This is a genomic window from Sporosarcina ureae (assembly GCF_002109325.1).
GTDB lineage: Bacteria > Bacillota > Bacilli > Bacillales_A > Planococcaceae > Sporosarcina > Sporosarcina ureae_C.
On sequence record NZ_CP015348.1, the window covers coordinates 602,259 to 614,235 of the forward strand.

Annotated in this window: 12 protein-coding genes; 4 read left to right on the forward strand and 8 right to left on the reverse strand. The window is 39.1% G+C overall.

The features are described 5' to 3' along the window. Positions 1–159 precede the first annotated feature (159 nt). Positions 160–2,106 (reverse strand): FapA family protein, encoded by a 1,947-nt coding sequence (locus SporoP32a_RS03040; protein WP_198166212.1) that lies wholly within the window; start codon positions 2,104–2,106, stop codon positions 160–162. 180 nt (positions 2,107–2,286) lie between these two features. On the opposite strand from SporoP32a_RS03040, the gene SporoP32a_RS03045 reads away from it, so the two are divergent. Further along, the gene (locus tag SporoP32a_RS03045; RefSeq protein ID WP_085426573.1) at positions 2,287–3,090 is read left to right on the forward strand and encodes a S1C family serine protease; all 804 of its coding nucleotides are present in this window, start codon (positions 2,287–2,289) and stop codon (positions 3,088–3,090) included. A 116-nt stretch (positions 3,091–3,206) separates the two neighbouring features. On the opposite strand, the gene SporoP32a_RS03050 is transcribed toward SporoP32a_RS03045, so the two are convergent. Further along, positions 3,207–3,524 (reverse strand): YflT domain-containing protein, encoded by a 318-nt coding sequence (locus tag SporoP32a_RS03050; RefSeq protein WP_085426574.1) that lies wholly within the window; start codon positions 3,522–3,524, stop codon positions 3,207–3,209. A 216-nt stretch (positions 3,525–3,740) separates the two neighbouring features. Between SporoP32a_RS03050 and SporoP32a_RS03055 the strand changes: the two genes are divergently transcribed. Next, on the forward strand, positions 3,741–4,121 hold the full coding sequence (locus SporoP32a_RS03055; protein ID WP_198166214.1) for a carboxymuconolactone decarboxylase family protein: 381 nt from the start codon (positions 3,741–3,743) through the stop codon (positions 4,119–4,121). Between the two features lie 44 nt (positions 4,122–4,165). Here SporoP32a_RS03055 and SporoP32a_RS03060 read toward each other — a convergent pair whose 3' ends face one another. Both SporoP32a_RS03060 and megL read right to left on the reverse strand, forming a co-directional pair. After that, positions 4,166–5,311, reverse strand: a complete 1,146-nt coding sequence (locus tag SporoP32a_RS03060) for a baeRF3 domain-containing protein (RefSeq protein WP_085426575.1) — start codon at positions 5,309–5,311, stop codon at positions 4,166–4,168. A gap of 430 nt (positions 5,312–5,741) precedes the next feature. Beyond that, positions 5,742–6,932: a methionine gamma-lyase gene (megL, locus tag SporoP32a_RS03065; RefSeq protein ID WP_085426576.1), complete on the reverse strand. Its 1,191-nt coding sequence runs from the start codon at positions 6,930–6,932 to the stop codon at positions 5,742–5,744. Between the two features lie 344 nt (positions 6,933–7,276). Between megL and rpsD the strand changes: the two genes are divergently transcribed. Continuing rightward, complete coding sequence (gene rpsD / locus SporoP32a_RS03070) at positions 7,277–7,879, forward strand: 30S ribosomal protein S4 (RefSeq protein ID WP_085426577.1); 603 nt, start codon at positions 7,277–7,279, stop codon at positions 7,877–7,879. 111 nt (positions 7,880–7,990) lie between these two features. On the opposite strand, the gene SporoP32a_RS03075 is transcribed toward rpsD, so the two are convergent. Further along, entirely contained in the window at positions 7,991–8,632 is a 642-nt protein-coding gene (locus SporoP32a_RS03075; RefSeq protein WP_085426578.1) for an HD domain-containing protein, read from the reverse strand. Positions 8,633–9,146: 514 nt separating this feature from the next. Then, entirely contained in the window at positions 9,147–9,350 is a 204-nt protein-coding gene (locus tag SporoP32a_RS16670) for a hypothetical protein (protein ID WP_143560342.1), read from the reverse strand. 218 nt (positions 9,351–9,568) lie between these two features. On the opposite strand from SporoP32a_RS16670, the gene SporoP32a_RS03080 reads away from it, so the two are divergent. Next, positions 9,569–9,943 carry a hypothetical protein gene (locus SporoP32a_RS03080; RefSeq protein ID WP_085426579.1) on the forward strand — a complete coding sequence of 125 codons (375 nt, stop codon included), beginning with the start codon at positions 9,569–9,571 and terminating at the stop codon, positions 9,941–9,943. A 155-nt stretch (positions 9,944–10,098) separates the two neighbouring features. Here the strand turns inward: SporoP32a_RS03080 and SporoP32a_RS03085 are convergent, their stop codons facing one another. Together SporoP32a_RS03085 and tyrS are read right to left on the reverse strand one after the other, a co-directional pair. Continuing rightward, on the reverse strand, positions 10,099–10,443 hold the full coding sequence (locus tag SporoP32a_RS03085) for a hypothetical protein (RefSeq protein WP_085426580.1): 345 nt from the start codon (positions 10,441–10,443) through the stop codon (positions 10,099–10,101). 15 nt (positions 10,444–10,458) lie between these two features. After that, positions 10,459–11,724, reverse strand: coding sequence for a tyrosine--tRNA ligase (tyrS, locus tag SporoP32a_RS03090; protein WP_085426581.1), 1,266 nt, complete (start codon positions 11,722–11,724; stop codon positions 10,459–10,461). Positions 11,725–11,977 lie beyond the last annotated feature (253 nt).

The window sequence follows — 11,977 nt, forward strand, 5'->3', positions numbered from 1 at the left end:
TTTAGATATTATAGTATATCGTAACATGTTTAAAGCATTTTCGTCTTCTATTCACATCTTTTTTAAAAAACAACGAACTTTTTATCACATCTTGGGAGAATTCAGGAAGGATCAACACATTTTTATGTTCTTTCTCTACAAATTTTGCGTCTATTTTATTTACGTAATGGATAGAAGGCCTTGTTCATTCAATTTTGCTGTTACTTGTTGACGAATTTGCAAAAATTCATGGCGTTGCGATCCAATTTGAATCAATGTCCCAGGATAGGCTTTTGCGATATGGATGCTTCCTTCTTCATTTGTTTGGATAAATGTTTTCACACCAGCACTTGATCCTGTTTCATCTAATTCAATATGTCTTCCTGCAATGACTTCTCCGCCCCGACAGACACCTTTAATCGTAATATCATGTAGTGCCGTAACGGAACAATTATAGACACCTTTCGAACGAATATGAATATCTCCATTACTATATAAAATACTATTCAATGCGAATGTAGCTTGCAATACGGACTCTGGACGAATTTCTTCGCTGTATACTTCTAGTAAATTATTTGCTTCCTTAATCAATTTACGTAAATACAGGATGTTCGTTTGTTCCTCTCGTAGCGGGTCGATAAATAGCTGATACAATCGATCGGCAAAAGCTATCCACTCTTTATCTAATCGTCTCGTATGGTTTTTCACTAATTGAATAAAATGTTTATTCATTTCTGTGAAATCACTATACTTTTGTTCCAATAATAACTGAATGACTTGTTTCAATATAAAAGGTGCAACTTCCTCTGGATCTTCATTACGTAATGTAAAGATCTGAACGAGTGCCGATTCAATATTGCGTAAGTAGAGCAAAACCTCCGTTAAATCATTGACCATCATGGTAATAACCTTTTCCTGAATGCCTACCGTAACGGTAGAAGAAAATATACTGCCTTGTATGAATACCGATTTAGTCCCACGAATGGAAGCCTTCGTACAATTTTTCATAATTGTTATGATGCCAGAAGCCGCGATAAACATAGACGGATGGACACTACCCCCAATCCATACGTCCCCTTCAAAATGAATATTGCCACTTTCCAAATTCACATAGGATGCATGACGATATTCTCGATTCACATAAATTTTTGCAAGCTTACTCCGCCATTCAATAACGGGTCTTCCGTCAATTTTCGCATATAGCTTATGCACGACACTATCTACAGTATCAAGGGGACGCACGATAATATCTTTAGGCGGTTTTACTTTATACGTTTCACCTTTCAAGTTCTTGCCGTTACTCCCTTGTACCGCTGGGATATATGTCGCAATAAGCTGACCTGCCTTGACCGTTGGAATGAAATTATGTTCTCGAAAATCAACCAATCCCTCTTCGTCTTCCTCTATCTTTTTGAAGTTCAGGTGAATATCGAGTCGGGCATCCTGACTTTCAATAGGAGGAATTCCTCTCGCCACGATAATCTCTGTATACTCCAACGTGTTCAAGGCTTGCCGAATACCATTCAAGGAAATACCCTTATCAATTCCCATACTATTCAATTCTTCCACTAGCTGTTCTGTGGTCAGTTCATTGTATACATCTACTTTTTCAGATACTTGTATATTCAGGATTTGTTTCCATGGTGAATCCTGCAACGTACGAGTGATTCTCTTCCCTGGTGTCACGACAGCGGTTGCAACCATAAGATCTTCATCTAGACGTATCACAAAATGTGCAGCTACATCTTCTGAACGCGCACTGCATTCTACACTATCTGTCGACAATACAATCGTTCGCTCTGTGCACTCCGTTCCGTTGATCCGTAGTTCGACACCTATAGAAGGAACAATGATTGGATAGGTTAGTTTTCCGAACCGAACTTCTAATCTTTCATTATGAACTCGAACACCTGCCAAGATTTCTTCTGCTTGCTCATGAACACTTTCCTTTTTTTCTTTTTCATTGACTGTGACTTCTGCTAGCACTTTTCTCAAACCGAACATCGATGTACCTGCGGGCCGTTTTACATGGACATGCACGTCATCCATCGTCAGTTGCAAAATCTCCAGTGCTTCTTTGATCGCCTCTGCTACCGTTTCGGCTTGCGTTGTAATGGATCTGGCCATGTTTCCACCTCCATTCATATAGGCATTTATCTTCATATATAGTATAGCATATAACAGATTCTAAATAACTATATTTTCAAACTTTTCAATCCTAGCAACTATGATCTTACGTTTAAAGTTCTGCACGCTTCCTTTGAGTTCATTATCTGGTAAACTATGTACGAGAAAGAGGTGGGAATAGTGGATAATAAAGATCCGTATCAAGAAGAGTTGGATGATGATGAGCTGCAAGATTTAGTACTCGACGCACAGCGTGAAGCGTTAGAAAAAGCAGCTGCTGAAAAAAATGTCCGACGCACCTACCGCCCCTTCCCAAAGTGGATGTTCTGGATCATGGCAACTACTTTGGCACTCAGCACATTCGCCATTGTCTTTCAAATTTATTCAATCCCTGCGTTAGAATTTTTAAAAGCATCATCAGAGTTATCTTCTGATCCACAAATAGCAGAATATAAAGAAGCAGTCGTCGTAGTTGCTACTGAGAATACAAAAGGTACAGGCTTCTCTATCAATGAAGAAGGGACGATTATCACGAATTATCATGTAGTCGAAGGAAATGAATCGATGATTGTCTCTTTTCCTGACGGTCAACGATTTACCGCAAATGTTACAAACGTGTTTCCAAATATCGATCTAGCGATATTGGAAGTAAATGGAACGGACCTCCCTCATTTAACATTGGCAAAAGAAACGATGTTTTACGATCAGGAGCCGATCACATTTATAGGGAATCCGTTAAGTTTTTCCGGAATAGCGAATAAAGGCCACACAATTGATTACATACAATTGTCCGATTGGGATATTCCTGTCGTGATGATAAAAGCGCCTGTTTATAGAGGTAATAGCGGAAGTCCTGTTATTAATGAAGAAGGTAAAGTAATTGGTATTGTATTTGCTACGCTAGATGAGGAAACACATGGTAAGGTTGGATTGTTCATTCCTGTAGATGCTTATTATGATGCAATGGCTAATGAAGGAAGATAAGTTTTAGAAAGTGGTATGGGATTTACATTGCAGATAAATTCGTAGTAGTTTGAGATGTGTACACAAAAGTAAAACCGGTGAAAGGAATAATATCCTTTTACCGGTTTTTTAGAATCTTACTTTTTAGCGACTAGTAATAGTCTGCCTTTATCCAGTTCGCTTTCGCCTTCTTCAGCTTCTGCTTCTGATAGGCCAATTGCTTGCATCTGCGCGCGCAATGTATCGCCACGTGATGTGAACATGTTCTTCATTGCATTGAGGAAGCCCATTTCCGCCATACCTACTTGTTCTGAATCAAGTGCATCCGAAATTTTGTCTTCACGATCTTCGCTATGTGCGAAAATGAAGATTTCTTCATGTGTGTAGCCTTGTGCTACCAATTCTTCAATCTTCTTTTTTGCTTGTACCGCATTCTCTAGGAAAAACTTATTCATTTGTCATTACCTCCACATATATTTGTATTCGTTCTACTCATCTATACCTACTCTAAGCGATTTTTAAACAATAACGTTGATTTTCACATCCTTCGAACCATTGCTTGAATTTAAACTGATAAGAAGTGCGTATTTTACAGACAGAAAAACAAAATAATAGTCAGAATATGCTATACTTTCTTTATTGTTCATTTACAAAACAAGGGGGCTATTTCATTGTCAACAGGACGTATTGAAGCGGGTTTAGAGAAGATCAGGGAGTATGTGAGTGAAGAAGAAGCCGAACGTATGATGACGGCGGACGCATTAAAAGAACTGGCGCCAGATTTACGGAAATACATAGTGGAGTTTGCGTATGGTGAGATTTATTCACGATCTGGACTTGACAGCAAGCAACGACAATTGGTGACACTCTCATCACTTGTCACACAGGGAGCGACTACACAAATCCAAACGCATGTTAAACGAGCATTGACAGTAGGTTTGACTAAAACGGAAATTGTGGAAAGTATGATGCAACTCATTCCATACGTTGGATTCCCACGAGTACAAACTGCGTTAACTGCTGCTAAAGACATACTTGAACAAGAAAAATGATAGAAAAATGCGGTCAAGAGATATCTCTTGCCCGCATTTTGTTCTTACCATCTAAAGATAGCAGCTGCGCCTGTTTCGACAGGCATACGTTCTTTCGGAAGAACGACTACTTCTCCTCCAGTTTTAAAAACGATTTCCGCTAAATCATCTAGCACGTCATCCACTGCAGTTTCTTCCAAACCTTTCGTCTGGATTTCTCCTGTTTCTAAATTAATTTTACCCGGATATAGATAACCGTCTTCCAATACAAGTCGTCTAATACGATCTTCACTCGCTGCCTTGGCAATTTCTTCAATGTTTGCTGAACCTTGATCACTTGCTTTAGCATTTTCAAAGTTCTCCACTAAATCTTTTGTCTTCTGCAAATACGTTGGTTCGACTATTTCCCAAGCCATTTTACGTAACTGCTCTAGGCTTAGCGCATCAAAGTCGGATTTAATACCATCGGCTTGCAAATGCGGGTTATGACTCAATTCCTTAAATTGCGTCTGATATTCGCCAAGTGTTACTAAATAAAGCGGGAGATCCATTGGTTTAGAGTAGTTTTCTGCAACCGTTCGATCTACATATCGGAAGTAACGTTCAATATCGATATCTATTTCATCTTTCTTACCTCCGTGACCGTGCATCATCGCCGTTCCAGCACCACCTGAGTTGCCAGTGCCTAAGTATGACTCGGTCACTTGATCACCAATCGCTTCTGCTTTCGTCTTCGCTAATTCTTCAGGGATCTCTACTTCCTCTACGCCATAGCGATTCCCTTCAAACAGTTTAAACTCTTGTCTATTCACGCCGAGTAGATGATAGCGATCTGCAGATTGGAATACACGAATAAGCGGTTTAATATGGAAACTATCAGATACAATCGCCAGTTCAGGCACGGGACGTTGCAGCCGATAGGCAATAATACGATCTTTCGTTGCGAATAACGCTAGTCCATCTCCTGCATGTGCCCAGAATGGACGCTCACCTTGAAGCTTCTCAAGTGGAGCCAATAAACTTTTCACTTCATCGGCAGAATGGTTTTTTGATAACTTTTCATGTACATTCTGTAATAAATTTTTAAAACGTATCGGATCTTGTTGATTTTCAGGTCTATACCGGTGGGTCGGTTGATAAATGGAGATACATGTCTCCGCTTGCTCCATCAAAAACTTATGGGGAAATTCGTTTACAATCTCTACGTTCATCTTAATCCCTCCAATAAATATTTTCCTGTAGACAACAACAAGCTCTATTTAACTTGTTCCCTATTCACTTGTTTGTAAACTATTTGTTTATTTATAGGAGGAGAGCAAGGCCTTGACAAAAAATCACAATTCGTGTATAGTTATTGTTTGGGATTGATAACAGATCTGACGTAACAAAAGGCGTTCTGCAGATGTTTATTCGGAACACTTATTCATCACTGGCGCGACTATAGGGTCGCAAGGACGCAAAAGTAGGTAGGGTTTGCGTTGCTTAAGGGAAACAACCAGTAGAACACGACCGCGGCAAAAGAGGTCCAATCAGAATCTACATGCTATATAAATCAACACACATAATCGTTGTCAAACGTAACATTAGAGATCCTATTACAAAAAGCGAGCTCCCCGATATGGGACGCTCGCTTTTTTCAATTCAAATGGCTTCAAACGCTTGATCTAAGTCTGCCATGATATCATCCATATGCTCAAGACCTACAGATAAGCGTAGTAACGTATCAGACACGCCCATCTTCTCACGCTCTTCTTTCGGCACACCTGAGTGTGTCATAGTAGCGGGATGTTGCATAAGTGTCTCCGCGTCGCCTAGACTAACAGCCAATCTGATTAGCGTTAAATGATTCAGCAACTTTTGAGCCTCTTCTTTTCCACCTTTAATCGTAAAGGAAATCAATCCACCACCTAACTTCATCTGCTTTTGTGCAATCTCAAACTGCGGATGCTGATCATCAAACGGATAGAATACATCTTCTACTTTCGGATGTTTTTTTAAATACTCGAATAGGATCTTTGCATTGGATGAATGTCGTTCCATACGAATAGGCAAGGTCTTAATACCTCGCAATAATAGCCATGCATCAAACGGCGAAATGATGCCACCATAATCTTTTAAGACTGTACCATGCATTTTCGCTATCTCATCAGCATCTTTACCTACCAACAAACCTGCGATCACGTCGCCATGTCCATTAATGTATTTCGTCGCGCTATGCAGTACGAAATCTACGCCGAATGATAGTGGTGTTTGAATATAAGGTGAACAGAATGTATTATCCACTACCACTTTCAAGTTGTGGCGCTTCGCTACATTCACTACTGCTTCTAGATCAACTAATTCCATCGTGGGGTTAATTGGTGTTTCTACATATATACATGTCGTCTCAGGCTTCACAGCTTTTTCTATCTCTTCTTCCGTTTTCATCGAAATCAAATCATGTGTGATATTATATTTCTCTTCCAAGATTTTCAGCAATCCGAATGTACAGCCGTAAATTCCACGTGAACAAATCACATGTTCATTTGCTTTTGTCAAATGAACAAGCACTGCACTAACCGCTGCCATACCAGAAGCAAATGCAAGACCTGCTGCTCCCTCTTCCATCTTGGCGATACGTTCTTCAAGTACCGCTACTGTCGGATTCCCTAGACGCGAGTAAATATTTCCTGCTTCTTCACCAGCAAAACGCCGCTCTCCTTGTTCAGCTGAATCAAATACGTAGGTTGAGGTTTGATACAGTGGCACAGCCAAACTTCCCTGATGATCTTTGCTGTCGTATCCTTCATGAATCATTGCTGTTTCTTTATGCCAGTTAGTATTCTTCTGCATATCGATTCCTCCTAGTTCTACCTTATTCATAAACGAATGAATGCGCTTAATCCTTCTCTAATCTAGTGTACATCGATTAGTAAAAAAACGAAAGAACAATATCTTTTCTCTACCTTCTATATATAACGCTTGACCTAAAGGCAATAAATTGGTATGCTAATCTTTGTGTAAAATATTCGCAGCAGTTATGTGTTCTATTTTGTCCAGTCTATTCCTTTTTAAAGGTGCACCACGTAACCTCGAGGCTGCAGGGGCGAAGTTGCAAGATTATAGAATGGCAGATGGATTGAACATATCTGGTCTTATTTTACAACAAAATAAAACCAACAGAGGAGGAGTCTCTCATGGCTCGATATACAGGTCCATCTTGGAAATTGTCACGCCGTTTAGGTATTTCACTAACAGGCACTGGTAAAGAAATTGAAAAGCGTCCATACGCACCAGGACAACACGGTCCAAACCAACGCAAAAAACTTTCCGAATACGGAATGCAATTACAGGAAAAACAAAAACTACGCTTTATGTACGGAGTTAACGAACGTCAATTCCGCACTCTTTTCAACAAAGCTGGTAAAATGCAAGGTATTCACGGTGAAAACTTCATGATCCTTCTTGAAGCTCGCTTGGATAACGTTGTTTACCGCATGGGTCTTGCACGCACTCGTCGTGCAGCTCGTCAGCTAGTTAACCACGGTCACGTATTGGTTGATGGCAAGCGCGTTGACATCCCTTCATTCGCAGTTAAGCCAGGTTCTGAAATCTCTCTTCGTGAGAAGTCTCAAAACTTGAACGCAATTGACGAAGCTCTAGAAATCAACAACTTCGTACCAGATTTCGTTACTTTCGATAAAGAAACGAAAAAAGGTACATTCGTACGCCTTCCAGAGCGTAGCGAATTAGCTGCTGAAATCAACGAAGCATTGATCGTTGAATTCTACTCTCGTTAATAACAATAAAATCCCGTTGGCTGAGATTCTTCTCGGCTCGCGGGATTTTTTGTTGTTTTTCTTCTATGAATTACGTACATATCATAGATACATTATTGTAGACAAACTACTCTACCCGCAATATTCTTCCATAATCCGCAATGTAATACCCTTCAATTCATCATGTTCTGTAAATTGTTCGCTCAACATATCTGTAAGTATATTTTCGAGGAAGTATTCAACACAGTGCATATCTTGAAACTGCAAAATGGTTGTGAGTGCTTCTTCGTAGATTTCTAAAAATAAAGGTTCAGGATTATTCTTTTGGATCTCTCCAAACGATTCATATAGCAAATCCACTTTATCCGCAACCGATAAAATTCGGCCTTCTAACGAATCATCTTTCCCCTCTTTAAAACGTTCTAGATAAATACTCTGAAACTCTGCAGGAATTTCTTTTTCCACAAAGTTTTTCGTCATCTCTTCTTCTACTTCACTAAATAATTTCTTCAACTCTTTCGATGCATATTTTACAGGTGTTTTAATGTCACCAGTGAAAAGTTCCGCATAATCATGATTCAAAGCCTTCTCATATAAAAGCTTCCAATCTATTTTGTTGTCAACTTTCTCTTCTACCGTCCCAAGAAATTGAGCAATTTTTGTTACTTTAAATGAATGGCTGGCAACTGAATGTTTTTGATATTTAAATTTCCCCGGACATCTAATAATCTGTTCTAAATCTGATAAACTTTTAAAGTATTGATGTATCCCCATTGTCCTCATCTCCTAACGAGTTTCTGTTAGTAATTAAATACTACATCATAGTCTTCTCGGTAAATTTATATTGTTTCTGAACACTCTTTAACTCTGGTCTTTAATATTATTCCCTATCCCCAATGAAGTATGCTTACTATCACGTATTTGCACAATGGAGTTACAGGACTCTTATCATTTGTTCTGCATACATATTTCGAAACGAGGATACTCTCTGCCCCCTATATAGAGTCCAAATGCGAAAAGGATAGAAGGTGTGGAAATGTTTTTTTCCACACGACTAGATCTTTATTCTTATTATTAAAGTTATTTAAAGTTCTTTGGTTATTGGTATGCCCCAAACTGACAGATGCATTTGTGCAATACCGACACATGAAGTTGTTCAAAACCGACAGATGGCTTGCTTACATTCGACATGCAATGGCTGACTGATTATTTTATAAAAATATCAAATGAAAAAGAACGCCCGTGGAAAATGGCGTTCTTAATTTGTATAAAAATGGTATTGTACCGTTTATCCTTCGTCTTCTGTAACTGAAACATATAATACGTCTCTGTAATAGAAACAATATAACGTTCCTTTACTATCTGTAAAAACGATATCGTTACTTCTAGAATTTGTAGCTATGCTTAAAGCATCTTCTTTATCTATCGCTTCTACTATTCTTAAAATATTTCCAGCGTTAGCAAAGTGATAATGTACTCTGTACTTTTTCAAAATTTTCACGTCCCTCTAAATCTTATTATTCGACATAAAGATTGAAAACCCTTTTATTCATTCGATTAAATTCCAATTACACTATATTAATTACGAATGTACGTTCTTTACAAGCTATTCGAAACATGATAAGATAAAAAACACATATAGAGTATTTAAATCTCCAGTAGACGTTTATTATAAAAAAACACATATATAAAATTAAAAGGAGGATTTCTATGACAGATCGAGAACTTCTTGAACTTTTGGTTGATAAAGTAACAAATATTGAACAGGATTTTTTCGGTGTTAAGACTGATGTTTCTTCGCTAAAGACTGATGTCTCTTCACTGAAGTCTGATGTCTCTACACTGAAGTCTGATGTCTCTACACTAAAAAAGGATGTTTCATCTATTAAAGAAGAGCAAATATTTATGAAACAGGCTATATTTGAACTGGATGCGCGCTCCATCGTTACTAGTCATAAAATTGATGCTTTAACTGAACAAGTCTCCTCTAATACAACAAAACTAGATGACCTGCGCACTACTCAGCGCCTCGTAAGCGATCACGACACCGACATTCGTATGATCAAAAAAATGTTAACACAATAAAATACAGTGTTCTAGAGTACCTATGTATTAAATTTCTTTGTTCGCTTATGCTAACCTAGCTGTTTATTATATAGGTACTTTTTATTGGCCCCATCAGTTGTAATCTTCATTTCCCGCAAAAAAAGACACCCCCGAAGAGATGCCCCATAATCTACTTATTTGCGTAATTTATCATAAATCCGATCCATAATACTTACCATGAAAACTTCATGCTTGTTTAACGCAACTGATGCAGCTTCCACGATATTTTCAGATCGCATAGCCGTTGCTTGTTTGTTCGCTACGTTCCATAGTTTGAACGCTTCGATTAATTCTTGATGCTCACCAGCAAAAATGTCAGGTGGGGTTTCTTCTTTAACGGCTGCCGCCACATTAGCGAATAGCTTAGTCGCCCCTTTGACACCTTCTGGACTTTGTTCCTCAATGGCATCCATCATTTCATTAATCGCGTCGCCAATTGAACCTAATGTCATAGCGTACATCATATATTCTTTTTTCAATTCGTTATCTCCTAATTAAACAAACTTCACCATGCTATAGTTCTTTTTACCGCGTCTCACAATTGTGAATGCATCTTCCAAACGTTGCTCTGCTCCTACTGTGAACGCTGTATCTGTAATGCGTTCTCCGTTAAAGGAAATTGCACCATTCGTTACATCTTCACGTGCTTGACGCTTCGACGGTGATACACCCGCTTGGACGATGAAGTCGACAATGTTTTGATCTGCTTTTTCCATCTCAACAGTCGGTACGTCTTTAAAAGCATCTTTCATTTCAGACGCAGTCAATGCTTTTAAATCCCCGCTGAACAATGCTGCTGAAATACGGATCGCTTGGTCAAGTGATTCTTGACCATGAATCAATCGTGTCATTTCTTCAGCTAGTGTCTTTTGAGCTTTACGTAGATGCGGCTCTTCTTGCACAGATACTTCTAGCGCTTCAATTTCTTCGCGGCTAAGGAATGTAAAGATTTTCAAGTACTTCACAACATCCGCGTCAGCCGCATTGATCCAGAATTGGTAGAATTCGTATGGTGATGTTTTCTTCGCATCCAACCATACTGCACCACCAGCAGATTTACCGAACTTCGTGCCGTCTGCTTTAGTAACTAATGGAATTGTAAATCCGTATGCTTTTACTTCTTCATCATGCATCTTACGGATAACTTCTAGACCCGTTGTAATATTCCCCCACTGATCCGATCCACCAATTTGCACACGACAGTTGTAGTGATCGAATAGATGATTGAAATCCGCACCTTGCATAAGCATGTACGAGAACTCTGTGAAGGAAATTCCTTGTTCCAAACGTGATGCTACGTTATCTTTTGCCAACATGTAGTTGACGCTCAATAATTTACCGTAGTCACGCAAAAATTCGATCAATGACATCGAACCGATCCAATCATTGTTATTCACAAGTTTCGCGCCATTCTCTGTTTGGAAATCAAAAATCATTTCAAGCTGCTTTTTGATTCCACGAACATTATCCGCGATTTGATCTGTCGTTTGCAATTGGCGTTCTTCTGAGCGTCCAGAAGGATCCCCGATCATTCCAGTCGCGCCACCGATCAATAGAATTGGCTGGTGTCCGTGTAACTGAAAACGGCGTAGTGTAAGCATTGGAACGATATGACCGATATGCATACTATCTGCTGTTGGATCTACTCCACAGTATAAAGAAATTTTTTCGTCCGTAAGAAGCTTTTCTAATCCTTCTTCATTTGTCTGCTGGTATAGCAAACCTCTCCAACGTAAATCGTCCATTAATTCATTTGACATTTTCCATTTCCTCCTAATTTCAACGTAAAAAGTCCCCACACGATCAATAAATGATCATGCAGGGACGTTAGTTGATTAATTCATAACGCGGTACCACCCGGCTTGAGAGCTGAAAACTCTCCGGCTTTAAGGCGCAGGTAACGTTGCGCAAAACGTACACTCCAAAACTGTAATTCATGCATAGTGCACCGAACAGCTTCCACTAACCGCTGTCTCTCTATGACGGAACTCACTATCACTACTTCGGTTTTTT

Excerpts from the sequence above, each read along its gene's own strand:
- SporoP32a_RS03040 (WP_198166212.1), bottom strand. The coding sequence starts at position 2,106 with ATGGCCAGATCCATTACAACGCAAGCCGAAACGGTAGCAGAGGCGATC.
- SporoP32a_RS03050 (WP_085426574.1), bottom strand. The coding sequence starts at position 3,524 with ATGAATAAGTTTTTCCTAGAGAATGCGGTACAAGCAAAAAAGAAGATT.
- SporoP32a_RS03060 (WP_085426575.1), bottom strand. The coding sequence starts at position 5,311 with ATGAACGTAGAGATTGTAAACGAATTTCCCCATAAGTTTTTGATGGAG.
- megL (WP_085426576.1), bottom strand. The coding sequence starts at position 6,932 with ATGCAGAAGAATACTAACTGGCATAAAGAAACAGCAATGATTCATGAA.
- rpsD (WP_085426577.1), top strand. The coding sequence starts at position 7,277 with ATGGCTCGATATACAGGTCCATCTTGGAAATTGTCACGCCGTTTAGGT.
- SporoP32a_RS03075 (WP_085426578.1), bottom strand. The coding sequence starts at position 8,632 with ATGGGGATACATCAATACTTTAAAAGTTTATCAGATTTAGAACAGATT.
- SporoP32a_RS03080 (WP_085426579.1), top strand. The coding sequence starts at position 9,569 with ATGACAGATCGAGAACTTCTTGAACTTTTGGTTGATAAAGTAACAAAT.
- tyrS (WP_085426581.1), bottom strand. The coding sequence starts at position 11,724 with ATGTCAAATGAATTAATGGACGATTTACGTTGGAGAGGTTTGCTATAC.